The sequence below is a fragment of the Streptomyces sp. R11 genome, assembly GCF_041051905.1.
Lineage (GTDB): Bacteria > Actinomycetota > Actinomycetes > Streptomycetales > Streptomycetaceae > Streptomyces.
Genome location: NZ_CP163432.1, coordinates 9,519,977 through 9,544,382 on the forward strand (window position 1 = coordinate 9,519,977; position 24,406 = coordinate 9,544,382).

Below are 24,406 nucleotides of genomic sequence, written 5' to 3' on the forward strand. Positions count from 1 at the left end.
TCAGGCACTGACGGCTGGTGGCCTGACCACGCTCCCGGCCACGGCAGCCAGGGCGCATGTTGCTGAATCGTGCCCGATGATCGGAGGTCATGGCTGCTAGTAGGTGAGCCCGGACCTCGTCCTTTGGCTGGTAGGTGGCGATCAGCGGGTGGGGTCCGCGATGGGCGGCCGTGCCGTGTTCACCGCACGCGAGCACACGTAGGGGCTGCCCCTGTGCTCGCGTGCGAGAAAGGGGCGAGCCCTCGGATATCATCGGGCGGCCCGGACGATCTTCGCCCGCCCGGTACCTCACCACAGAACTCCGCACCCGCCAGGTGCTTACCTCTGCAGACGACCCAGTACACCGACATCAGAGCTGTCGCCTGCGCTGGACCGCGGTCGCGAAGGCGAGCAAGGCACAGGCGAGCGCCATCACGTAGAAAACGCCGACGGCTATGCCGCCCGGTATCGCAGCAGCATCCGAATCACCAATGATGACCGCCATCGCTGTGAAAGGGAGCCACGGCGAAAGATCGGAGCCCAACAGCCAGTCGCTCAATGGGCCCAAGGCAGGCTCACCCGCTAGCGACCACACCAGGAGAAGAGAGGTGGCCAGGCCTCCACTCTTGATCACGATACCGACCGACATACCGATCACTGCGCTAATCGCGTAGGCAAGAACGAGCCCCCATAGCGCACGCCACTCGACGGAAGTATCGGGTACCAGGTCAGCGTCAGGCGCCACGATGGCTACTACCAGCAGACTGCCCGCGCATATTGCGGCTCCCACCACGGCGGACACAGTCGCGAGCGTCGCGGCTCTCGTGCTGATCAGTCGGGGCCAGTTCGGCACCGCAAGGTACGAAGCCCAGATCACGTTGGTCTGGAATTCCTGGGTGGCGGCCCGGGCTGCGAGGATCATTATCAGCAGCAGCGAGAAACTCGGGCCGATCATTGCATCGATGATGCCAATGTCCCCTGCATCACCCATCCCGCCCACCAATCCACTGATGGTCAATGCGGCAGCTGAGGTGACGCCGAGAAACCACCAAGTGGACGGGATTGTCCGGAGTTTGATGAGCTCGGCCCGAGCAACTGCAGGGTCGATCACGGAGTTCACATGTCTCATCCGCGAACATCTCCCTTGTACTCCACGGACTGACTCGTCAGGCGCAGGAACGCGTCTTCCATGCTGGCGCGGCGTGGCGTGAGTTCGTACAGAGCAATCCCCGAGCGCAGAGCAAGACGACCTATCTCTTCGTTGGCGACTCCACGTACCAGTAGTCCGCTCCCCTCCGGGCATTCCGGGCTGTCTTCTATCTTGGCTCCGTGCTCCGTCAAGGACAGGCGGAGGCGAGGCAGATCGTCGGCGCGAACGTAGACGGAGAGGCGATCACCGTGCTCATCGGCATGGGCGACGAGTTCACTGATGCTGCGCTGGGCAAGCAGTCGCCCTTGCCCAATCACGACGACGTGGTCAGCCGTCATGGCCATCTCGGCGAGAAGGTGGCTCGACACCAGTACGGTGCGTCCTTCAGCGGCCTGCGCTCGGATCATGCCACGCATCCACGCAACACCCTCAGGGTCAAGGCCGTTTACGGGTTCATCGAGGACCAGCACTCGTGGCTCGCCGATCAACGCCGCGGCCAGGCCCAGCCGTTGCGCCATACCGAGGGAGAATGTCCCGACGCGTTGGCTGGCGACGGAGGCGATCCCCACCTGTTCAAGCACTTCGTCGACCCGCCGCTGGCCTATTCGGTTGGCCGTGGCGAGCCATTCAAGGTGTGCCCGAGCGGTCCGTTTCGGGTGCGCCCAACGCGCGTCGAGCAACGACCCTACAATGCGCAGTGGTTCGGGATGCTCATGATATTGCTTGCCCTCAATGAGCGCCTTACCGGCATCTGGGCGTGTCAGTCCGAGCAACATGCGCAATGTAGTCGTCTTGCCCGCCCCGTTAGGGCCAAGGAAGCCAGTCACAGTCCCAGGGGCAACGGTGAAGGACAGCTCATCTACGACCCGCTTCTTACCGTATGACTTGATGAGGGAGCTGATCTCGATCACGAATGGCGCCTCTCGATGTGTTCCGATGTCCCTGATGGGCTGTCTGAACGTGAACTAAAGTCCGTAAGGTCGAGTGTCCGGCGTGTAGACGCCTGCACGAAGAGGCCTCAGGAGTTCAGGATGCCGAGAATGACCAAGAGTGCAACGGTGAAGCCCAGGTGGGCAGCGACGAGAAGAGACCATTCCCAGGCGCTCGTACTCCAGTTGCTGCGGGCCATTAGTCGCCACTCGTATGCAGTGAACCCAACTGCAAGGACCAACAAGGGGGCCCAGAGCAGAGCCCACCAGGACCAGACACCGGCGAGGCGGAAGATGACGTAGACAAGGCCAAATAGAAGCCCGGGCAGAGTCCACGCCGGTGCCTCATCTTCTTCCCCTGAATGTGCTGTGACTCCAGGCTCTTTCACGTCTTGCAAACTCTCCGTTCCAGGATCACGACGAGGCGCGCCGCGGACGCAGTACGCCGAGTGGATACGATGGGAGTCCATCCGCCCAAGGGGTCGCGGGCGGATGGACTCCCAGGAAGCCTGTACGGACCCTCGCAGCGGTCTGGATCACGAGAACCACCTCCACTGGTGTGCCACCCAGACGTGCACCTTCCGTGCTGTTGCTTTGCCTTCGGCTCCCGGAAGTTGGGCGAGGCGAAGGCAAAGCAGCCAGGCTCAGCGCTTGTTGCTGGCGTCGGTGTGAGCGGCGTAGGGGAGGTTGTTGCCGTCCTTGTCGTCTTCGTTACCGACTGTCCACAGGCGGCCGCAGTGGTCGGTGTCGATCCCTGAGAGTGTGCCGCTGCCGCTCTGCGGCGGGGTGTCCATTGGTTGGCTGCCAGCAGGGGTGAGGATCAGGCCATAGAAGCTGATCTGCCCTGGCTGGCTTGCGGAAGTGGTCTTGGATCTGCCGGGAGGGGTCGGCTTGCCGATGGTGAGGTTTATGTCTGCGGTGTCGGGTGTGGCGTAGCCAACGGCGTAGGCCCGGTCGCCGGAGACGGTCACGCCTGTGAGACGGGCGGAGTCGCCGGGGGTGGGAACGCGCTTCCAGGTGTGTCCGTCGTAGTGCAGGGCAAGGGGCTGTTCGCCACTGCCCTGGGTGTATGTGTAGCCGACGGCCCACAGGTTGTGCGGGGTACCGGCGATGCTTTCAAGGATCGCAAGGTCGCCAGGCAACTCGGGCAGATCAGCCTTGGACCAGGTGTGTCCGTCGTAGCGCAGGATGGACGGCTGATCGTAGCTCCCGGCCTTTTGCCCGACGGCCCAGATGTTGCGTCTGGAGAGGGCGAGGACGGCGTTCAGATCGCCTGCTGCGGTGATCGCAGGGTCCTTGATTTGCTCCCATCTGCCACTGGCTGCACGGTGCATCAGCACGCCGCGTCGGTCGGTGTCGTCGGTGTAGGAACTGCTGTTCCCCACCGCCCATGCTTCACCGGAGCTCAGGGCATCGACGGCGACGAGGCGGCTGTAGAAGTCGGCACCGGAGGGCTGGGGCACGCGCTCCTTGTGCCATGTGCTGCCGTCCCAGCGCACGGCAAGGTGGTGGTAGCCCGGCTGCCCGTCGGGCTGGTAGCGCATCTCCTCACCGACGCTGAAGACGCCGGCGTCGCTGGTGTCGACTCCGTCAAGACGGGTGTTGATCGGCAGCCCCGCCGTGACCGGCTTCCAGCCCGCGTCCTGGTAGGTGTAGGCCGCGGGGCCGTAGTAGTCGCTGTTGGGGTCGTCCTGGTCGAAGCCGACCGCCCACGCGCTGCCTCTCTGCCCGGTGGCCACATCGGCGAGCACTTGGTGATCGCCCGGTACGGGGGTGGTCAGCCACATGCCTCGGAGGGGGTTGGGAGCCGGGGACGCGGAGACCTGAGGAGCCAGGGTTATCGCCCCCAGCGTGGCGGTCAGCGCTGCGGTCGCTGCAACAAGAGCAGATCGACGTGAAGTTCGCATATTAGGTGATAGCGGGGCAGAAAAAGTCATGGGTGTCTCCAGGATGGTCAACTGGGTAGAAGAAGCGGCGCTTTCAGGGCCTGTGCGAGGGCCGTAGCCCGTGGCAGGTCGTGAACGATGTTCACGAGACACAGACGGCGCATGTGGCCCTTCGTGGAACACCGGCCGCCCGGCTCTGGAGCACGAGCGGTCAGCAGACACAGCTGTGCCCAAGGAGGTTTGCCGAGGCGGCGGTTCACGCTCGCGGGAACGCCACTCAGTCTGTGAGCGCCTCTACTGGGCGGTGGGCGGTGCGGGGAGGCAGTAAGGGGCGTTGTCGTCGATCACGCTGCCCCGGACAACGGCGAGGGCCATGGCGGGGTCGGTGTGGGCATAAGGGAAGCCGACCATGATCTCCTGTCCCGCCGGGATGGCACGGGGACGCACATACAGGACTGTCTTGCCGTGCTTCATGGCAACGGCCATGACCTGGCCCTCCGCGAGGGGAGTCTCGCCGGCTGAGCGCTGGCGCAAGGGCGCATCAGACTGCCGGAATCCAGACGGGGTTGTACTGGGGTTTTCCTCGGGGCGGGGCTGGGTGCGGCAGTTCGGGTCTCCGGCCAGGACCCGGCTGGGCACGCCCATGCGGTCGAGGTCCTTCTGGAGTCTTGTCGGGTCGAGCTTGCCGGTGGGATCGGTGACGGTCAGAGTGACGATGCTGTTGTCCTTGCGTTCCACGGTGTAGGAAGCCGTGGTGATACGGCTCGGCGAACGGCTCGGGCGAGCCGGGGTCTCGGTCACTGCGGAGGAGGGGGCTGCGGCCTGAGGTTGGGAAGCCGGTCCACCCGGCAGGACCGTGATCGCGACACCGGCCGCAGCGGCGGCAAGGCCTACGGGCACGGCCACACGCAGGGCCAGGCGCCTGCGGCGATCCGGCCGCGACGAAGAGGTAAGCAGGCTGTTCATCAGGTGTTCCTCACGCTGGTCCAGGCGTCCGGCTGGGAAGTCCCGCTCGGCGGGAACGGGCAGCATCCGACGTAGCGCCTGCAGATCGTCGCCCTGGTCCCGTGTCCTCACGGCTTCCTCTCCCTCGAACGGACCGCTCGGTTGCGGTCACCTGTTAGCTGCCAACCCGATGTCAAAGGTTCCCCTTTCCGGCCAAGATCTTTTTCGACAAGTTTGTCCAGTCGACGACGGGCCCGCGACAGCCGGGAGCGCACCGTTCCCACCGGAACACCCAGAGCCTGCGCCGTGGCCGCGTAGTCCAGTCCCGCCCAAACGCACAGCTCCAGCACTTCACGATCCGCGCGCGGCAACCGCTCCAGCACCTGACGCGCGACCGCGATCCGCTCCTGATCCTCCAGCCGGCCGACCACCTCGTCGGCGAAATCGGCCAGCAGCCCGGGCCCGGGCATCCGATCCATCAGCGCCTGATGCCGACGACTGACGCGCCGACGCCGGCGCACCACGAACGTGGCGATCCCCAACAGCCACGGCAAAAGACTCCCACCGTGCGGCTCGGCCTTCTCCCGCAGCCGCCACGCCTCCAAGAACACCAGCGAAGTGCAGTCCTCCGCCCCCGACCAATCCCCGGTCAGCCGGAAGCAATGGTTGTACACCGCCCGGCCATGTTCCCGGAACAGCACCCCGAAGGCGCCCTCATCGCCAGCCCGTATACGGGCCCCAAAATCTGGATCCATACCTCGCACTGCCCATCAGCAACCAAACGGTTCCCGTGACGCCGGTCACAGCGTCCCCGCCCGACTGGTGTGGCCTAGGAAGGAGAGTGTTCCATCAGCGGGTATCTCAACACCTTGCTTTTGTGGTCTCGATGAGTCAGGCAATCTGTCGCCGTTAGTCGCGCTTAACTTTGAGGGACATGTTGAGGGATTCCCCCGATGAAGTGGGCCAGTCAACCCACACGACCCCTGACAGGTGAAGTTGGGTATAAGCGCAGAACTGGGGAGTTCAAAGACATAGCGAGATGCGGATTCCGGAAGAACGTGAGAGTCACGAGCGGCCGGGCATTCGCCGTGGCCCACAGGGTGGGCCGAGTCCAAGGTCTCTCGGCTGGAGAACGGGAAGCAGAACCCCCAGCGAAGCCGACATCCGCGGCTGGTGCATCACGACCAACCGGCAAGAGCACCTTGAAGACTTGATAGCCACGGTTGGCACATCGACGAGCCGTAGCTGGAGTGGCGCCGACAGCTCTAGACCGGAGCCGAGCGGAAGCAGCGCAAGACCCTGCCGGCCTACGTCAGGAGCAAGGTTTTCTGCATCTGGCGCCCGACACTCGTGTGGGGAACGCTCCAGAGGGCGGAGTACGCGGCCGAGACATTCCGACGGGTCGTTGACTACTACGAGATCCCCGACGACGCGGAAGCCGCCACGGCCAAGCACCGCGCCCGCCTCGTTGTTCGGATGCTCGCAGATCTGCTGGTCGAAGACGGGCGTAGCCTCATGGAGATCGGCACGGGCGCCGGCTACTTCACCGGCCTCCTCTGCCATTGGACCGGCGACGGCTTCGTGCCGTCCATGGAGGCCGACCCGGGCTCAGTACAAGATCCTCATCAAGCGAACCATCCTCGCCTCCGCGGGGATGAACCGAGGGATCCGGGCGACCCAGGCGATGCCGGGCCGTGCTCCCCGCCAATGCTGGGCTAACGTCACGGATGGCGCCTTCCGGTGAGCACATTCCTCCCGAGCGGCTACGGTGTCACCTTCAACCGCCCGTGTCGGGCGCGTATCGGCGTGAGTTAGAAGCTGTGTCTAATCCTTTGGACAGGTTGTGAGTGCTTCTGGCGCGAGCTGTAGCACTCAGACTCTTCGTGCTCCCCGATTCGAGGATTTCAGGTCGAGCAGTGCCGACAGGGATGCGGTTGTCGCGATAGCCGCAAACCTTGCGTCTATCTGGGTGGGCAGGGCAGTTTTGCCCCGCCCAGATGGCGGGGCAAAACGGGTGCCTGGGTGGTCAGTCCTTGCGGTCGGGGGTGATCTCTCCGGTGGAGGTTGCCGTGGGGGCCGGAAGCTCATTGTCGGAGAGGAACATGTGACGGCAGTCAGGAGCCTTGCCGTTGCGCAGCCCGAACGCGAGGTCGTCGATGTGGGCGGAGTCCTTAGAAAGCGGGGGGAAAACGATTTCCAGGTGGGTCCCTGCGGGGAACGTGCTGGGTCGGATAGTGGCGGTGAAGGCGCCGTTGCGGTGCTGGAAGTCAATGGCCTTCAAAGAGGTGTAGCCGAGTTCGGGGTCCTCGCCCTTGTCGAGCGCGCAGGCGGGGTCGTCCTGGTAGACGCGGGCGTTCACGCCCATGCGCTCCAGGTCGTGCTGGAGCCGGGTGAGATTGGGCCGTTCGGCTCCGGCGTCCCGGATGATCACGGTGACCGTTCCATGTGGTGCACGGGTCAGGGTGTAGGCGACGGTGGAAATGTGCTGAGGGGAGTCTCCCGTAGTGGCGCGGCCAGTGGCAGTCGCGGAAGAGGTAGCGTGCGGGGTTGTTTGCTGGATGGCGAGTGCGGTCCCGGCCAGAGCGGCGGCCAGGGCTACGGGGGCGGCTATCCGGACGGCCAGGCGGCGATTCGGGCGCGTGAGGGGGGGGTCTGTGACGTTGTTCATCAGAAAGTCCTCAAGCAGGCGTTGGCGGTCATCGGAGAGAACCGGATCGCCGGGTGCCGGCAGCAGCCGGGCCAGCTCCGTGTGATCCAGCGGTTCCTGCCGCCGCCACGGATGGAAGATCATCGGTTCTGCTCCTTGTTCGACCGGGCCGCTTCGGTGCGACCACCCCGTACTTGTCCGGTGCCTCGTACTGGTTCCGTATTTTTCTGGTCGGCCCGCCGTTTCTTCATCTCCTGCTCGGCAAACTTGCGCAGTCTGGACCGTGCCCGTGCCAGCCTGGATCGGACCGTTCCCACCGGAACCCCCAGGGCCTGTGCGGCTTCGGCATAGCTGAGTCCGGACCAGACGCACAGCGTGAATACCTCCTGCTCGGACCGGCGCAGCTGCGCCAGTACCGACTGGGCGGCCGCGAGCTGTTCGCCATCCGTGATCCGCCCGATCAACTCGTCAGCGAAGTCGGGCACCGCCTCTTTCACCGGCGAACGGGCCAGTGCCCGCTCATGCCGACGCGCCGCGCGCGCCGTGTTCCGCAGGACATTTGTCGCAATGCCCATCAGCCAGGGACGCGGGGTGTCGCCTTCGTCGCGCAGCTTCTCCCGAATCCTCCACGCTTCGAGGAACGTCAGCGAGACGACGTCCTGGGCCGCCGCCCAGTCACCGGTGGTCCGCACTGCGTGGCGGTACACGACCTGTGCATGATCTTTGAAAATTTCCCTGAATGCCTCAGGGTCTCCGGCCCGGATCCGGGCGTGCAAAGAGAAATCCACATCAGGTCTTGTCCGTAGCCCCCAAGGTGTCTCAGTGATCCGCACCACATTCCTCCCGAGAGAAGGAACCCAGGATGTGCTGCACATGGACGGGTACAGCGCCGCGGAGCTCGTCTGCAGCCAGCAGGCCATCGTCGCAAGTGGCCACACGAGAAGCAGAGCAAACAGCACTCCCATCCGCTGTCCGGATCCTGCACCTCCTTAGCCGGACTTGTCAGTGAGGAACTGCTGCAGCTGCCAGCCGAGGGAGTCCTCGACGCCGCCGGCGTCCTGCCGCAGCCAGCGCGCGGCCCGCTGAGGCTCCCGGCGCTCGGACCGAGGCGCGGCACTCATCAGCTGCACGCGCAGCGCCCTGAGCACCCACTTGGGGCGCGCTGGATGTCCAGCCGTATCTCGGCGAGGTCGCCGAGCTCTGCCCACAGATCGGCCACAGCATCGACAAGCGGCTGGAGCGGGTCGGGGGTGAGCGGCACCTCGTGCAGCGGAGAGATGAGCTTGCCCCGGAGGATGAACTCGGCCCGCACGATGTGCGTCCGAGGCTCGTCGACGATCGGCCGGACCTTGCTGACGCTAACGTCCGGCCCGACCGGAGTGATGGACGACAGACGTTCACCGCCCACCGGGCCTTCGATGCGGTAACGCAACGGCGCACTGCCGTCCGTGCGCAGCCGGATCTGTACGGCCTCGGATCTGCGGGCGCCTACCAAGGCATGGACGTCGATGCGCGGGCGAGTTGTACGCCGCGCCGGAGGATTTCCTCCAGGCTCGGGTCGAAGTGCCGGTTGAGGACGAGCTCCAGGGCCATTCGCTCGGTCTAGGCGAGGTCCGCGAGCCGACGCCCAACGCACCCGCGCCCCAGCACACAGTGAGGGCCAGCGTGAGCAAGTACCCAGTGGTCGTAGGGCCAGCCGGCGGCGTCGGCGAAGCCGGTGACCAAGCTAAGTGGCTGACCAGCCGCACCCACAGTCCAGCTACCTCGGCACCCTCGCCTGTCAGCGAGGGAACAGCGGCTCTGGAACTGGCCAGGCCGCCCTACCCCGCACCTCCGGCGGGTACCAGGGAATCCCCGGCCGCCCTCACTCACGGGCTGGCGGCCTCGCATACCGCAGTCGCCAGTGGCGACCAGGAAGCCCTGCGTGGGCCTGCCGTTGCTGCTCCAGGCCGCCGTGGTGGCACGGGAGTACCGGACACTAAGAGGTCGTTTTCTCCCGTTGTTTCATCCCGGGATGCGAACTGGATCCGGTGTTGTCGGGTCGCGCCAGGAGACGGTGGTCTCGCCGGTGAGGCGGCGGGCCATCAGGTCGGTCATCGCGAGGTGGATCATGGCTTCGGAGCGTGTGGGCAAGGTTTCGTAGTCGCGGGCCAAGCACCGGTGGAGCATGAGCCAGCCGTAGGTCCGCTCGACCGTCCACCGTTTTGGGATCGGAGTGAATCCCCTGGCGCCGGGGGCGCGTTGGACGATTTCGAGGTCGATGCCGAGGGCGGCGGCGTGCTCGACGAAGTGTTTGCGGTAGCCGCCGTCGACCCAGACCTTGCGCAGGGTGGGGTGGGCGGTGGCGGCCTGTTCCAGAAGGGCTCGGCCAGCGGTGGAGTCCTGGACGCCGGCCGCGGTGACCAGCACCGCCAGCACAAGGCCGAGGGTGTCGGTGATGATGCTCCGCTTCCTGCCGACAATCTTCTTGCCCGCATCGATGCCCTGACTTGAGGCGGGGACACTGGTGGAAGTCTTGACGCTCTGCGCGTCAATCACGCCGGCAGATGGTTCGGCGCCGCGGCCTTCCTTCTGTCGTAAGAGCCGCCTGAGCAGGCCGTTGAGCTGGGTGAACACGCCTTCCTGCTGCCACTTGGCGAAGTATCCGTAGACCGTGTTCCAGTGCGGGAAGTCGTGCGGCAGGTAGCGCCACTGCACCCCGGTGCGGTCCACGTAAAGGATCGCGTTCATGATCTCGCGCAGGTCATGCTCCGGTGGTCGACCGAAGTCCAGGGCCCGGCCACGACGCTCGAAGCGCCAGGCTGACAGCACCGGCTCAATCAACTCCCAGCGTGCATCGGACAGATCACTCGGATACGCACGACGGTCGGCCATGACCTGGACATACCGCCGCCCAAGGGCGTGCGCCCAGGCGTGCACCCTGCGGCGTCGAAGCACGGAACAGACCCGGGCGTCCTTGAATGAGACAGGCGCAAGCAATCCTCCGCCCCATCCGTCGCACCGCAAGCCTCACCAAGCAGAACCGCCATCACAGACCCACCAGCACCACATCGAGAGGCAGAACGAACTGACTTAAAGCCCAATACTCACGATTAAAACGACCTCTCAGTCGGTGTTTTCGTGGTCTCGAAGCGTCAGGGCATCCGTCGCCGTTGCGTCGCGCTGCACCTTGAGGGGGCAAGTTGAGGGATATTCCCGATAAGTTGACCACCGACGCACGCGACTCTTGACATTCGCACGCACTCTAGGGCGCAGGATCGGTGAGCTCAACAGGCACAGTGGTTGAGCTCGCGGTCTTGAGTTTCTGCCCTGCTTTCCCGCCGGGCGTCTGGCGCTGTCCCCGGAATTTGAGGTTCTGATCTCACCGGGCCTCGATAAGTAGGTCGTATAGGTACGGATACTCATCTACCGGTGGTCCTGGCCCTGCATACTTCGGGCGTATCTGCTGTTCAAGAGTTTGTGATCAAAGGATGCAGGAGAGCATGGCAGGACGAGGGCCGTCACGACGGCAGGTATTTTCCTACGGTGGCACCGCTGCAGCGGCGCTTGCTCTAGGTGGTACTGGCGGGGCGGCACTCCAGCGCTTCGCGGATCAGGGTCAGATGCCGCCAGCTGCTCCATCGCGGACACTGCTCAATGATGCCAGCGGACTCAACCCGACGCGGGCGCGTGGTATCACCTTCGCAACATCATCGAGCAGGGATACCGCCGAACTACTCAAACCCCTGCTCGGCCGGATCGCTCAAGGCCGTGACCCTGCCCTGGCGATCTCGGGGGCACGCCATTCGATGGGCGCGCAGAGTCTCCTGCGAGACGGCTGGATCCTGGAGACTCAGCCGATGAACCGCATCACCCTCGACAGCGACAAGCAGGTTATGCGAGTGGGGGCGGGAGCCACCTGGCGTGAGATCATCCCCGTGCTCAACGCCCGCGGTTATGCGCCCAAGGTGATGCAGTCCAACCACGACTTCACCATCGGTGGCTCGCTGAGTGTGAACTGCCACGGCTGGCACACCAACAGCCCGCCGATCGCCTCGACCGTCCACAGCCTGCGACTCCTTACCGCAGATGGCACAGTCGTGACCTGCTGCCCTACGAAGAACGCCGAACTGTTCCGGCTTGCTCTTGGCGGGTACGGGATGTTCGGAGTCATCCTGGAGGCAGACATCGCGGTGGTGCCGAACGTGCTGCTCAGGCCGGCCTTTGTCACCGTTCCCACACAGGACTACGTTGATGCCTTCACTCGCCGGGTCTATGCGCCCGCCTCTCAGGTCGAGATGGCCTATGGGCGACTGTCGGTGGATCCGGGAAACTTTCTGAACGAAGCAATCATCGGAACATATATCCCGATTCAGGAGTCACGCGGCAGACGGTTGCCGCTGCTTCCCCTGCCGCAGCCTGGCGCACGGCGCACGATCTTCCGCAATTCTGCAACCAGCAGCTCCGGCAAGACTCTGCGGTGGTGGCTGGAGCGTGAGGCTGGCCCCTGGCTGGCTGACAAGGTCAGCCGCAACTCACTGCTCAACGAGCCCGCCGCAGTCTTTGCGAACCTTACTCCGGGGACCACCGACATCCTGCACGAGTACTTCGTCCCCCAAACGCGCCTGTGGGAGTTCGTGCGCGCTGCACAGGAAATCATCCCCCGGGCCCGGGGCAACCTGCTGAACGTCACCGTTCGGGACACGCGCCGGGATGAGCGAAGCACTCTGGCCTACGCCCGCCGGGACGTATTCGGCCTTGTAATGCTCTTTGTTCAAGAGCGAACCGCCTCTGCTGAAGCACGGATGCAGGCCATGACACGGGACTTGATCGACGCATCCATCTCCAACGGCGGCACCTTCTACCTGCCATACCGGCTCCACGCCAGCAAGGAACAACTCAACCGCGCCTATCCCACCTGGGATCTCGCAATGCACGCGAAACACCGCTACGACCCGCATGGTGTGTTCCGTAACGAGCTCTATGACCGCTACGTCCCAGAGTGAAATACCTGAGAATTCTCCAGCCTGCGCACCGTTGTCGTCGGCGGCCGGCCAGGGCGACTCCGCCTCGCCGATTTCACCGTGCTGAACTTCAAGCCCATGTCCTCGGCCACCAGTGTGAGGGGCGTTGTCCCCGACCACTCCGGGTCCACCGCGTTGTGGCCGCCCGACCCTCATCGGCTCGATCTCCAGGGCGCGGTCCCCGATCGTGAACTGCCCGTGTCTGCTGTTCCGCCACGTCCCGCAGCTCGGCCACGATCTGCTCATAGCGGGACTGGCTGACGCTTCCGACCTTGTCGGTCTCTTTCGGCATGAGTTTCACATGCGGGCCGCAGCACGGAGCTGATGTCCGTGACGTGGACACGGCCCGCTCATCACCGAGTGTCAGACCGCAAGTCCACAGATCACAACGAACGACCGCAAGTGACAGGGTCCTGAACGAGAAGCGGGCCCTCAGACGCCTGAGTCTACGCTTCCGCAGGTGGAGACCATCCTGATAATCACGGCCGCTGTGCTGTGGGCTTGCGGCAAGGGCGTGCTCATACCCGGTCCCGCGTATCGGTTCTCCGTACTGCTCGAGGAGCCGTGTCCGTCGGCATGCCTGGCTGGCCATCCTCCCCAGTAACAACGGCTAACACAATGAGGTGGATCGGCGCTGATGGCCGTTGCCGACAGTTGAGCGTTCGGTCTGTCGTGGGGATGTCGCCGTGGATCGTGTCGGATGAGCTGTGGGACCGCCTGGAGCCGTGGCTGCCGCAGCGTGAGCGCCGCTTGCGGTATCCGGGCCGCAAGCCCTTGCCGGACCGGGAGGTGCTGTGCGGGATCCTCTACGTGCTGCACAACGGCATCCAGTGGGGGTACCTGTCCAAGGAGCTGGGCTTCGGCTCGGGCATGACCTGCTGGCGGCGGGTGCGGGACTGGAACGAGGCCGGTGTCTGGCAGCGGCTCCACGAGGTCCTGCTCGCCGAGCTCAACGCCGCGTCGCGGCTGGACTGGTCCCGCTGTGTGGTCGACTCCTCCCACGTCAGGGCGTTAAAAGGGGGAGCCATACGGGCCCGTCGCCGGTCGACCGGGGCCGGGCCGGCTCGAAGCACCACCTGATCACCGACGGACATGGCACCCCGCTCGCGGTCCTGCTGACCGGCGGCAACCGCAACGACGTCACCCAGCTCATCCCCTTGCTCGACGCGATCCCGCCGGTCCGCGGCCGAGTGGGCCGTCCGCGCCGCAAGCCAGACTCGCTGTTCGCCGACCGCGGCTACGGCCACGATATCTACCGCGACCAGGTCCGCGAGCGCGGCATCGTGTCGGCCATCGCTCGCCGTGGCACCCGTCACGGCACTGGGCTGGGTCCCTACCGCTGGGTGATCGAGCGGAGTTTTGCGTGGCTGCACGGCTTTCGACGCCTGCGGACCCGGTGGGAACGGCAGGCCGACATGCACGAAGCGTTCCTCAAACTCGCCTGCCGCCTGATCACACACCGACAACTCGGCTCATTTTGTTAGCCGTTGTAAGGGCGTGCAGATCTTTAACTCGTCACTTTCCGTTCGGTGGTTCGTTGGTCTGACATGAGCGGGCTGGAAGGGCAACGGGCCATGCTGGCAGCCAAGTTCGGGGCGATTCTGCCGCACCTGGACGAGCGGCAGCGTCGCCTGGTGATAGGGGCGGAGGCCCAGTCCCTCGGCCACGGCGGGATCCGAGCGGTCGCCCGTGCCGCCGGTGTCCGTGAGGGCACTGTGTCTGCCGGAGTGCGGGAACTCGGCTCAAGAGAGGCCCCGTTGGGACGCATCCGCCGGCCCGGCGGTGGCCGCAAACGCGTCGCCGACCTGAACCCAGCTGTCCGGGAGGCTCTCCTCGCATTGGTCGAGCCCGACGTCCGCGGGGATCCCATGTCGCCGCTGCGCTGGACCACCAAATCCACCCGCAAGCCCGCCGAACAGCTGACCCGGCAGGGCCACCGGATCTGTGCGGACACGGTGGGCGACCTGCTGCGCGAGGAGGGCTTCGGTCTGCAGAGCAATGCCAAGACCCTCGAAGGCAAGCAGCACCCCGACCGGGACGCACAATTCCACTACCTCAACGAGCAGGCCCGCGACCACCAGGACTGCGGGGCACCGGTGATCAGTGTGGACACGAAGAAGAAGGAGCTGGTCGGCCCGTTCAAGAACAACGGCCGTGAATGGGAGCCGCGAGGCGAGCCGGTGCGGGTCGACACCCACGACTTCCCCGATCGCGAGCTGGGCAGAGCGGTGCCCTACGGCATCTACGACGTCGCCGCGAACACCGGCTGGGTCAACGTGGGCACCGACCACGACACCGCCGCGTTCGCCGTCGAGTCGATCCGCCGCTGGTGGAACGGAGCCGGCCGGGCCACCTACCCGACGGCCGGCCGACTGCTGATCACCGCCGATGCGGGCGGCTCCAACGGGTATCGCACCCGCACCTGGAAGACCGAACTCGCCCAGTTCGCCGCTGAGTCCGGCCTGACCATCACCGTCTGCCACTTGCCTCCCGGCACTTCGAAGTGGAACCGGATCGAGCACCGGCTGTTCTCCCACATCACTATGAACTGGCGCGGAAGGCCCCTGACCAGCCACGAAGTCATCATCGAGAGCATCGCGGCCACCACCACCAAGACCGGCCTGACGGTGCACGCCGAACTCGACACCAACCCGTACCCCACCGGCATCCAGGTCAGCGACGAGGAGATCGCCGCCCTACCGATCACCCGGCACCGCTTCCACGGCGACTGGAACTACACCCTCCACCCCCAGCACCCGCCGGAGCCCTTAGCGACCAACACCACGTCAAACCAGGCCCCGACGGACGGTCCGGATCGCCTTACCCAGCAGTCGCTGCAGCCCCTGAACTGACCGGGATGACCCGCCAACAGCTCAGCGAGCTCATCGACGCACTGACTCCCGCGCTGGAGATTCAACACGAGCGAGTGCTCCATACCCGCCGTGGTCACGAGCGCATGGTCGCCCCTGGCGCGGGCGCCAAAGCCAAGCTGACCCCAGCCGACCGGATCCTGGCCACCGTGCTCCACCTGCGCAAACTCGCCACCATGGACCTCCTCGGCCAACTCTTCGGCGTCACCGCCATGACCATCAGCCGCGCGAAACAGGAGGTCAGCCCACTTCTGGAAGCACACGGCCACCACATCAACACCTCAACAGCCCGCCTCCGCACACCAGCCGACGTCACGGCCTTCCTCGCTTCCGACCCCACCCAAACCAAGGTCAAAAAGACGAGCTAAAGATCTGCACGCCCTAATACTCCAGCAGCGGTTCGTGTCTTGAGCTGGTGGTTGTTGTCGTTGTCCTGGCATGGAGGGTATGGCTGAAGTCAGTTGCTGGGCGGCTGAGTTGGAGTCGGTGTTGCGGGTGGCGGGCCGGTTCGTTCGGGCGGATCTGCGGTGGCGGATGCGGGACTATGTCCGTGGTCTGCTGGGACAGGCGGCACGCAAGAACGGCTGGCAGCTCGCGGAATGGGCAGGTCACCGCACTCCGGACGGCTTCAGCGGTTGTTGAACAGCAGTGTCTGGGACGCGGACGCGCTGCGTGACGACGTCCGTTCATACGTCGCTGAACGACTCGGACCGGACGGCGTGCTGATCATCGACGACACCGGGTTCATCAAAAAGGGCACCACATCGGCTGGGGTGGGCCGGCAGTACACCGGTACCTCGGGAAAGGTCGACAACTGCCAGATCGGGGTGTTCGCCGCCTACGCCACTCGCTCAGGGCGGGCCCTGGTCGACCGTGAGCTCTTCCTGCCGAAGCCCTGGACCTCCGACCGGCAGTGGTGCCGGGCGGCAAAGATCCCTGACGAGCGAGGCTTTGCCACCAAGGGCGAGCTGGCCCGGGACATCGTCCGCCGCTGCATCGCCGCCGGCCTGCCCGCCGCATGGGTCACCGCCGACGAGGCCTACGGTCAGGACTGGCACTTCCGCCGCCTGCTCGAGCAGCTCGACCTCAGTTACGTCGTCGCCGTGCCCAAGTCACAGCAGATCAAGTCGCTTGCTGGGATCTGGCGCATCGACCAGCTCATCGAGGAGGCCCCTGCCGATGCCTGGCAGCAGCTGTCGTGCGGCGACGGGGCGAAGGGCCCGCGCATCTACGACTGGGCCGCGGCCAAGCTGCCCGTCAACCTGATCTTTGACCCCGATCCGCCCACTCGCCACCGCTGGGTGATGGCCCGTCGTAGCCTGTCCGACCCCGGCGAACTCGCTTACTACCTTGCCTATGCACCCGTTGATGGTCGAGATCGCCGAGCTGGTCCGGATCGCCGGCTCCCGCTGGGCGATCGAGGAGTGCTTCCAGGCCGCGACGAACGAGTGCGGCCTGGACGAATACGAGGTCCGTCGCTACATCGGCTGGTATCGGCACATCACCCTGGCAATGCTTGCCCACGCCGTCCTAGCCGCATTCGCCTCCCAGGTCACCGGCGACGCAAAGGGGGCCGCAGAAACGGATCAGCCCTCGTCCCCCTCACCATGGCAGAGAGCCGGCGACTCCTGGACGCTCTCCTGCCCCGTCCACGAGCCGACCGCGATCCCATCACCCACACACTGAACTGGTCGGCCCGGAGAAGGCACCGCCAAGCCATCGCCCGCCGCTGCCACTACCGAAAACGCAGCTCAGGACACGAACCGCTGCTGGAGTAGTACTGGAGTAGTAAGGGCTTCGGGTTCGGCGATGTGTAACTTGCCCGCGTTCTGGGGGCTGTTCTGGGTGGTACAGCTGGGTGATCGCCGGCGAAGAACGCGAACAGTTGCGGCGCCGTGTCCGGACGGGTCGTACACCCTGGAGGGGGCCGGTGAGGATTTCGAGCTGGATGTCGTGGTGGCGCAGGCCCTCGGCGATGGTCAGCACGGCTGCGCCCCGCTTGGGCCGCTTCATCTCGTGCACGGTGAAGATCAGCCGCTGGTGCGGGACGGCCTTCTTGACGGTGTCTCGCAAAACAGATTTCGCACAATGCCCTTCGGGATAGCTTTGCGACATGTAAGAGTTTGCCCAACCGGCCACGTCGTCGAGCAGTTCGACTGCCCCACCTGCGAGGCCCCCGGAAGCACCTGCCGCAGCACCCGCTCCGGCAAAGCCGCCCCGGGGTACCACGCCCTGCGCTTCATGCTCGTCCCCCAGCTCGCGCCGAGCTCGAAGTCCGCATTTCTGCCAACCGCGGTCCCGGTTGTGAGAATGAAGATTGAGGGCGAAGCGGACACGGTCCGGCAGGGCCCGTGTCTCTCAGAACTACTCATTTCTGCGGGCAGGATGGTCGGCACTGACCTGGCTGTCATGGGCTGTATGGGGTGGACGCATTCGTTGAGTGGGGATGGTGGTGGTGAAAGTGGTTCCGGTTCCCACGGTGCTGTCGACAGTGATGGTGCCGTGGTGGTCGGTGATGATTTGGCGGGTGATGGCTAGGCCGAGGCCGCTGCCGCCGGTGGTGCGGCCGCGGGCGGGGTCGGCACGCCAGAAGCGGTCGAAGAGGCGGGGCAGATGGTCGGCGGGGATTCCACTGCCGGTGTCGCGTACGTGAATGGTCGCGTGGGCGGCTGTGCGGGAGAGGGCGATGGTCACGGTGCCGCCGGGTGGGGTAGCCCGCAGGGCGTTGGTGACCAGGTTGCCGAGAGCCTGGCGTAGTCGGTCGTGGTCACCTTCCGCCCATACCAGTTCCTCGGCTCTTACTTCGAGAGTGATGCCGGCCGCTGCGGCCTGGGCGGCGTGTGCGGTGTGGCAGGCATGCAACAGCTCACGCAGGTCGATGGTGGTGCGGTGGTAGGTGAGGGCTCCGGCTTCAGCGAGAGCGAGGTCCTGCAGGTCGTCGACGATGCGCTGCTGCAACATGGCTTCGCCGTGCAGCGCGTGGAGGAGGTCGGGGGTGGGGGTGAGAATGCCGTCGCGGAGGGCTTCGAGGTAGCCGCGCAGGTTGGCCAGTGGGGTGCGCAGTTCATGGGCAATGTCGCCGGTGAGGCGGCGTTGGCGTTCTTCGCTGACTTGCAGTGAGTCGGCCATCCGGTTGAAGGCGCGGGCGAGCTGGGCGATCTCGTCCCGGCCCGCAGCGGGGACACGGTGTCCCAGGTCGCCGCTGCCCAGGCTCCGGGTGGCTTGGGTGAGTGCGCGAACCGGGCGGAGCACCGTCCTGCCCAGAATCAGTGCGCTGAGGATCACCAGGGTTCCGACACCCGCGGCCACCACGATGACAGGAGTGGCTGCCAGAGTGGGCGGGGCGTCGTCGACCGCGCCGAGGCGGACTTGGAGCCGGGGCGGTGCCACGTCGTTGGTGCGCTGCTCGAACAGTCGTCGCAGACACGGGCCGGGTTCGGTCGATGGTCGGCAGGCCTCCGCAGCCGCCGCATCCGCGACGAACCGGGCATCGGGATAAGCCTCGCGTACGCATCCGGTCCTGGCGGGTGGCTTGGTACGCACGACCGGCAGACCGTGCAGGGGGTCGGCCGTGGTCTGTATGGGTATGCCAGCTTTGGTGAGGCAGGCGGCATAGCGCGTTTGCGTGTGGTAATCGGCGATCGCCGTGACTGTGATCTTCGCTGCACCGAAGTGGTTCGGAAGCTGCAAGTCAGGGCGGGAGTCGATCAGAAAGGGTGTCCCGGAGCCGGTTCTGCGGGGTGTGTGGCCCGCGCGAATGTCGGAGTCGGCAACGATGGATCCGTCGCTGTCGCTGGTGATCCGGATGCGTTGCCCGGTGTCTTCCGCGAGTCGGCGCACGGTCTCTGGGAGCCCGTGCCAGGTGCCATGCAGAGTTCCGTAGTCCCGCAGTTCAGTGGTGATCTGCTGGATGTCGTCCTGCTCCGCGGAGGCCGTTTCCCATACCTGGGTGGTGGCCTGCCGGAGGGTGAGCCAGGCGGTGGCAGTGGTGGCGGTGACCGCGATGAACATCAGCAGGGCCAGTGCGCGCAGCCGGAAACTCATCGGCCCGCATCACGGGGATCGACAATGCGGTAACCGCGCCCGTACACAGTCTCCAGCAAGCAGCGTGATTCACCAGGCACTTGCTGGACTTTGCGCCGGAGGTTCATCACGTGGACGTCGACGGTACGGGCGAGGACCTCCCGGTCCAGGCCGAAAGCATGATCGATGATCTCCGGCCGAGTGAATACCCGGCCCGGCTCCGCGGCCAACACCGTCAGGATGGCGAACTCCTTCGCGGTCAGAGCGACCAGCTGGCCGGCCACGTGCACTTCGAAGCGGGCGGTGTCGATGACCAGGTTCCCCACGGTTATGGCGGCCGGCGGGGTGGCTGCTGGTTCTCGGGTGCGGCGCAGCAGGGACCTGACCCGGGCGGCGAGTTCGCGGGGGCTGTAGGGCTTGGTGAGGTAGTCGTCCGAGCCGAGATCGAGCCCGAGGAGCATGTCCGTCTCGGTGCTCTGGGCAGTCAGCATCATGATGGGTATCCGGGAGGCTTCGGCGCGCAGGATGCGGCAGACATCCAGGCCGCTGACCGCGGGCATCATCACGTCCAGCACGAGCAGGTCCGGCCACCCGGTGCGGGCACGTTCCAGTGCCATGCGGCCGTCGTGTACGCACTGCACGATGTGTCCTTCCCGCTCGAGGTAGACACGGATGAGCCGGGCCTGCATCTCATCGTCCTCGGCGACCAGAATGCGCGCGCTCAGCACCCCGGCCTCCCTTCACTTTTCATGGGTGGGCAACATATGCATGAATTCATGAGTAAATCGACGGCGATGGTGTGCCAGATCCGTCACTTCCGCTCTGACGCGTGTGTTGGGGGCCTGAACCAGAGCGCGGCTGCGGTGCCCTGGACAGGTTGTTCAGAGGACGGGCGGTCCGCTGATGTAGGTGCCGTCAGTGGTGTAAGGCCAGGCGTTGGGCAGACAGCCCTTCAGGCCTTTGGTCTACTGCTGCATCATCACCAGTGCCCGTCTGCGGGGGCCGGAGCAGCCTTCGTGGCCGTGGCCGATCCTTTGGCCGACCTCGTTGGTTGATGATCAGTGCCGATAGTCGTCCAAGGGCCGGTGAACTGCTGTGAGCCAGTGTTCCAGCGGGTGGAATTGGCCACGACCTGGCGGCCGACGCTGCAGTTCAGCCCCCCGCGCGTGTTCAGACCGGCGATGCCGCAGATCCGGTCGACCGTCGCCGGTGAGGCGATCTTCACGGTGAAGTCGTACGGGCTCGAGGCCACGAGCTGCAAGCCGTCCCGTGTCCAGCCACGGTGTCGGCAGGTATGCGGTGGACCAGGCCCAGCAGCCGCCGCGGGATCGACACCGATACCGTCCTCCACCTGCACCGTGTAACGGCACACCGTGCCCCGGCCAACCGCGTGACCTTCACTGCGCTGGGGAACCGGGGACGACGGAAGCGCACTAGCGGACGGCGCCACCGTCCGCGGGACGGCACGCGCAGCGGCTGATGGGAGGGCCCGGGTTTTCGCGAGGCCACGGCATGCCGGGCATGGTCCTCGCTGGCTCTGGAGAAGACGGCGGCTGTGGCTGGGCCGGTGGCCACGAACACCGCTGCCGCGCTCAATAGGCCGAGCCGCCTGCGGGCCCGGCGGCGTCTTTGGGTACGCCGGTGCTGCCGCGGCAGGGCAGCATTCGGCCCGTGGGCCCCTGGCCCCTTGTTCTTCAGATCGTTCGTCATCTCGTTCTTCGTATTCGTCTGCCCCTGGCACCTCGGCGCGCGGCTGCATGGAGTGCATGGCTCGGTACCGGCCTGTCGCCTAACGGGCCCGGCGGCGCTTCGTCCGGGCAGCGCGACTGGCGCGGCGCTGGTTCAGGGTCCGGCGAGGGCTTGGGCGGGGGCCATGCGTCCGGCTCGGATCGCCGGATACAGGCCGGCGATGGCTCCGATGAGGAGGGTGGCGGTGATCCCGGCAACGGGGGCCCACAGGGGGACCGTGGTGGGCCAGCCGCGGAAGGCGGCGAAGCTGGCGGTGATGGCAGTGCCTAGCAGGGTGCCGCCCAGCCCACCCAGCGCCGACAACAGCAGGGCCTCGGTGAGGAACTGGCCACGGATATGGCCGCTGGTGGCGCCCAGGGCGCAGCGCAGGCCGATCTCCCCTCGGCGTTCGAGGACGGAGATGACCATAGTGTTGCCGACCCCGACGCCGCCGACCAGCAAGGCTACACCGCCGAGACCGAGCAGGAGTCCGGTCAGGGTGGATTCAGTGGCTTCGCGGACGGCGAGGGCATCGGAGGGGCGGGAGATGGCGACGTCGCCTACGTGTCCGGGGCTGACGGTGGCGGCGAGGACGTCGCGCACGGCTGTCACCTGGCGGTCCTGGGCCCGTAGGTAGACGGTGGTGGGGTGGCTGTCGAACGCGAGGTGGTTCTCCGCGGCGGGCCAGCCGACCAGGGCGGAGCTGTCGATCTCCGGGGCGAGCGGCACCGGGCGCAGCACCCCGACGAGGGAGAACCACGTCTGGCCGATCCGCAGCCTGGTGCCCGGTGTGTCAACGCCGAGGCGCTTGGCGGCGGTAGAGCCGAGGACCACGCCGGGGAACTTTTCGGTGGCCGGGGTGAGCCAGGAGCCAGCTTGGATATGGCCGCCGATGACGGGCAGCAGGCCGCGTCCCGTGGCGGTTACGTCGATGCTGCCGGTCCGCCCGCTGGGGATGTGCTCGTTGCGGTACACCTTCGCGTCCTCGATGACCGCCGTCTGCCCAGCGCTCAGGACGGAGCCAATACGTTTGACCATGGCGACTGCTTCCTTCGGTAGCCGGGCTCGGGTGCCGTCATCCTGTTCCGCTGGTGCGGCACGCAGCAGGTTGGTGCCGAGCTTGTCGAGTCGGCGGTCGACCTCGGCCTGGCCGGAGGCGGAGATCCCGATCACGGCGGTCATTGCTGCGACGCCGATGGCGATGCCCAGTGCAGAGAGGAATACCCGCAGCGGCCGGGTCCGCAGCCCTGTTCCGCCCAGACGGACAATGTCAGAGGGGCGTAGCCTGGCCGGGCGCAGTCTGCGGGTCACCGGCCCGCCCCCGCCCTTGCTATGGTCTGCTCGCTGGTGGTGGTGGTGCCGGTGTCGGAGACAATCTGGCCGTCCCGCATCTCCACCCGCCGGTCGAGTACATGGGCCATCTCCCGGTCATGGGTGATCACCACCACGGTCGTGCCGTCGGCGTGCAGCTCCCGCAGCAGCTCCAGTACGGCCGCTCCGGATGCCGAGTCCAGGTTGCCGGTCGGCTCATCGGCCAGCAGCAGGGCCGGCCTGCCGATCACTGCCCGGGCGATGGCCGCCCGCTGCCGCTCACCACCTGACAGCTGATGAGGCAGATGGTGCATGCGCTGGTCCAGGCCCACCCGGGACAGCGCCTCTTCGGCGCGGCGGCGTCGCTCCCGCACCGCAACCCCCGCATACAGCAGCCCGTCCGCCACCGTCTCCAGCACCGGTACCCCCACCGCCAAATGGAACTGCTGGAACACGAAACCGATCCGCTGCGCACGCAGCGCAGAAATAGCACGGTCCGACAGTGTGGACACCAGATGCCCGTCGATGGTCAGCCGCCCGGCAGAGGGGCGGTCGAGGGTTCCCATCAGGTGCAGCATGGTCGACTTCCCTGACCCTGACGGGCCCACGACCGCGACCAGTTCACCGGCCCGGATACACAGATCCACACTGCTGACGGCGGTGACCCCGCCGGGATAGGTCTTGGTGACGTTCTCGAACTCCACAACGGGTCTCACTTCGGGATCCTCACCGTCATGCCCTCACGCACAGCAGGGCCGCTGACCTCGGCCTTGCCGTCTGCGACCAGACCCGTTGTCACCGCCACGTACGGGCCCAAACCACCACCTCCGCCGCCGTCCTTAGTGTCGGCGGGTTCGAGGCCGTAACCGCCCTCCGCGAGTGCGACCAGCGCCGCCACCGGAACCGTCAGCACACCCTTGCGTTCCCGGCCGGTGTACCGGACCGTCACCGGCCCGCTCTGCAAAGGCCCCAGCGCCTTCTGATCAGCGAAAGTGATCAGCACCGGAATCGTGGCGCCCTCCGCTTCCCCCTCCCTGCCGCCGGACCCGCTGCTGCCGCCCTCGGCTGGGGAGGCGTCCGTGCCCACACTGGCCACTTTCCCCTTCACCGTGGCACCGCCGGGCAGCTCAACGGTGACTGTGTTGCCGCGTTGCGCCCACGCCATGTCCGCAGCTGACGCGTCCACCGTCACCATCCGCGACGTACTGGAGTAGCTGACCGCTTCCTCCGACGTCGCGGCCCCGACCCGAACGCCCGTACGCGCAATGCGGACCGGACCGGCCGCGTAGACCACGTCCCCCGCCTTCACGGTGCCGATCTGCGGCAGGCCCAGCGCCTTCTGCCAGCGCTTCACGGCCTCCGCCGTCTTTGCCGAGAACGTGTCATCCACTGTGAACCCCGTGTAACCCAGCGCAGCCAGGTTCCGCTCGAACTGCCGTACATCTGCGCCCCGCACGGGTCCACTCACTGCGTCGGCTGACGAGTCATCCCCCGCACCGGCGCCGCCAACCTCTCCGGCGGATGCGGACGATTCCTGCGCTGACCCGGCAGCGCCACCGCCGCGCTGGCCGCTGCCACTGTCATCTCCCCTTCCGTCCTGACCCGAGCTGCCTGAGGCGGTCACGCCCAGATCCCGGTACATCGGCAGCGCCCCGTACAGCAGCACTACGGGACGGTCATCTACCCGCAACACCGCCTGCCCCCGCTTGATCGTCACATCCCGTTCCGGCAGCCACGTCACCGTCCCTGATGCCTTGATCGGCAGCGGCACCTCCGGCCCATGCCCCAGCTCACCCTTGACCGCCGTCTCCTCGGCCACCGTGCCCCGCACCACCCGCACCGTCCCGCCCGGGCGAGCAGATGCGCGAGAATTCAGATCCGGTTCACCACCTCCCAGTCCCAGCGCGCCCACTCCTGAAACAGCCGCCACGACAA

19 protein-coding genes and 2 pseudogenes are annotated in these 24,406 nt (G+C 66.1%); 5 read left to right on the top strand and 16 right to left on the bottom strand.

All coding sequences use genetic code 11. The features are described from left to right. Window positions 1–349: 349 nt before the first annotated feature. The 5 genes from AB5J55_RS43885 to AB5J55_RS43905 all read right to left on the bottom strand — a co-directional run bounded on the left by AB5J55_RS43885 (window position 350) and on the right by AB5J55_RS43905 (window position 5,590). Window positions 350–1,099 carry a hypothetical protein gene (locus AB5J55_RS43885; protein WP_369275949.1) on the bottom strand — a complete coding sequence of 250 codons (750 nt, stop codon included), beginning with the start codon at window positions 1,097–1,099 and terminating at the stop codon, window positions 350–352. Between the two features lie 5 nt (window positions 1,100–1,104). Further along, window positions 1,105–2,040, bottom strand: a complete 936-nt coding sequence (locus AB5J55_RS43890) for an ATP-binding cassette domain-containing protein (RefSeq protein WP_369275950.1) — start codon at window positions 2,038–2,040, stop codon at window positions 1,105–1,107. 662 nt (window positions 2,041–2,702) lie between these two features. Further along, a complete protein-coding gene (locus tag AB5J55_RS43895) occupies window positions 2,703–3,845 on the bottom strand; it encodes a hypothetical protein (protein WP_369275951.1) in 1,143 nt (380 codons plus the stop codon). Between the two features lie 393 nt (window positions 3,846–4,238). After that, the gene (locus AB5J55_RS43900) at window positions 4,239–5,021 is read right to left on the bottom strand and encodes a hypothetical protein (RefSeq protein WP_369275952.1); all 783 of its coding nucleotides are present in this window, start codon (window positions 5,019–5,021) and stop codon (window positions 4,239–4,241) included. Next, complete coding sequence (locus AB5J55_RS43905) at window positions 5,018–5,590, bottom strand: RNA polymerase sigma factor (RefSeq protein WP_369275953.1); 573 nt, start codon at window positions 5,588–5,590, stop codon at window positions 5,018–5,020. The genes AB5J55_RS43900 and AB5J55_RS43905 overlap by 4 nt, the downstream gene beginning before the upstream one ends. 649 nt (window positions 5,591–6,239) lie before the next feature. Here AB5J55_RS43905 and AB5J55_RS43910 point away from each other — a divergent pair. Next, the gene (locus tag AB5J55_RS43910; protein WP_369275954.1) at window positions 6,240–6,608 is read left to right on the top strand and encodes a hypothetical protein; all 369 of its coding nucleotides are present in this window, start codon (window positions 6,240–6,242) and stop codon (window positions 6,606–6,608) included. Window positions 6,609–6,915: 307 nt separating this feature from the next. On the opposite strand, the gene AB5J55_RS43915 is transcribed toward AB5J55_RS43910, so the two are convergent. The 5 genes from AB5J55_RS43915 to AB5J55_RS43935 all read right to left on the bottom strand — a co-directional run bounded on the left by AB5J55_RS43915 (window position 6,916) and on the right by AB5J55_RS43935 (window position 10,410). After that, window positions 6,916–7,680: a hypothetical protein gene (locus AB5J55_RS43915; RefSeq protein ID WP_369275955.1), complete on the bottom strand. Its 765-nt coding sequence runs from the start codon at window positions 7,678–7,680 to the stop codon at window positions 6,916–6,918. Further along, window positions 7,677–8,324, bottom strand: coding sequence for an RNA polymerase sigma factor (locus AB5J55_RS43920; protein ID WP_369275956.1), 648 nt, complete (start codon window positions 8,322–8,324; stop codon window positions 7,677–7,679). The genes AB5J55_RS43915 and AB5J55_RS43920 overlap by 4 nt, the downstream gene beginning before the upstream one ends. Before the next feature lie 201 nt (window positions 8,325–8,525). Then, window positions 8,526–8,657 carry a hypothetical protein gene (locus tag AB5J55_RS43925; protein WP_369275957.1) on the bottom strand — a complete coding sequence of 44 codons (132 nt, stop codon included), beginning with the start codon at window positions 8,655–8,657 and terminating at the stop codon, window positions 8,526–8,528. Further along, on the bottom strand, window positions 8,657–9,031 hold the full coding sequence (locus AB5J55_RS43930) for a hypothetical protein (RefSeq protein ID WP_369275958.1): 375 nt from the start codon (window positions 9,029–9,031) through the stop codon (window positions 8,657–8,659). The genes AB5J55_RS43925 and AB5J55_RS43930 overlap by 1 nt, the downstream gene beginning before the upstream one ends. A gap of 509 nt (window positions 9,032–9,540) precedes the next feature. Continuing rightward, entirely contained in the window at window positions 9,541–10,410 is an 870-nt protein-coding gene (locus AB5J55_RS43935; RefSeq protein ID WP_369275912.1) for an IS5 family transposase, read from the bottom strand. A 596-nt stretch (window positions 10,411–11,006) separates the two neighbouring features. Here AB5J55_RS43935 and AB5J55_RS43940 point away from each other — a divergent pair. The 4 genes and pseudogenes from AB5J55_RS43940 to AB5J55_RS43955 all read left to right on the top strand — a co-directional run bounded on the left by AB5J55_RS43940 (window position 11,007) and on the right by AB5J55_RS43955 (window position 17,095). Next, window positions 11,007–12,521: an FAD-binding oxidoreductase gene (locus tag AB5J55_RS43940; protein WP_369275959.1), complete on the top strand. Its 1,515-nt coding sequence runs from the start codon at window positions 11,007–11,009 to the stop codon at window positions 12,519–12,521. Between the two features lie 696 nt (window positions 12,522–13,217). Continuing rightward, window positions 13,218–14,023 (top strand): IS5 family transposase gene (locus tag AB5J55_RS43945; protein WP_369275960.1). Its coding sequence is split into 2 segments (ribosomal slippage): window positions 13,218–13,551 and window positions 13,551–14,023, totalling 807 coding nucleotides; the frame shifts between segments, so codons are not numbered across the junction. A gap of 63 nt (window positions 14,024–14,086) precedes the next feature. Continuing rightward, window positions 14,087–15,777: pseudogene (locus AB5J55_RS43950) on the top strand (ISAzo13 family transposase). A gap of 79 nt (window positions 15,778–15,856) precedes the next feature. Beyond that, window positions 15,857–17,095, top strand: a pseudogene (locus AB5J55_RS43955) (IS701 family transposase). A 678-nt stretch (window positions 17,096–17,773) separates the two neighbouring features. On the opposite strand, the gene AB5J55_RS43960 reads toward AB5J55_RS43955, so the two are convergent. The 6 genes from AB5J55_RS43960 to AB5J55_RS43985 all read right to left on the bottom strand — a co-directional run bounded on the left by AB5J55_RS43960 (window position 17,774) and on the right by AB5J55_RS43985 (window position 23,927). Beyond that, window positions 17,774–19,453 carry a sensor histidine kinase gene (locus AB5J55_RS43960; protein WP_369275961.1) on the bottom strand — a complete coding sequence of 560 codons (1,680 nt, stop codon included), beginning with the start codon at window positions 19,451–19,453 and terminating at the stop codon, window positions 17,774–17,776. Next, window positions 19,450–20,157, bottom strand: coding sequence for a response regulator transcription factor (locus AB5J55_RS43965; protein WP_369276481.1), 708 nt, complete (start codon window positions 20,155–20,157; stop codon window positions 19,450–19,452). Before AB5J55_RS43965 ends, AB5J55_RS43960 begins: the two co-directional genes overlap by 4 nt. A gap of 254 nt (window positions 20,158–20,411) precedes the next feature. Next, the gene (locus AB5J55_RS43970) at window positions 20,412–21,200 is read right to left on the bottom strand and encodes a DUF3152 domain-containing protein (protein ID WP_369275962.1); all 789 of its coding nucleotides are present in this window, start codon (window positions 21,198–21,200) and stop codon (window positions 20,412–20,414) included. Window positions 21,201–21,274: 74 nt separating this feature from the next. After that, window positions 21,275–22,471 carry an ABC transporter permease gene (locus AB5J55_RS43975; RefSeq protein WP_369275963.1) on the bottom strand — a complete coding sequence of 399 codons (1,197 nt, stop codon included), beginning with the start codon at window positions 22,469–22,471 and terminating at the stop codon, window positions 21,275–21,277. Next, complete coding sequence (locus AB5J55_RS43980) at window positions 22,468–23,187, bottom strand: ABC transporter ATP-binding protein (RefSeq protein ID WP_369275964.1); 720 nt, start codon at window positions 23,185–23,187, stop codon at window positions 22,468–22,470. Before AB5J55_RS43980 ends, AB5J55_RS43975 begins: the two co-directional genes overlap by 4 nt. Beyond that, entirely contained in the window at window positions 23,184–23,927 is a 744-nt protein-coding gene (locus AB5J55_RS43985; protein ID WP_369275965.1) for a peptidoglycan-binding protein, read from the bottom strand. The genes AB5J55_RS43980 and AB5J55_RS43985 overlap by 4 nt, the downstream gene beginning before the upstream one ends. Between the last annotated feature and the right edge of the window lie 479 nt (window positions 23,928–24,406).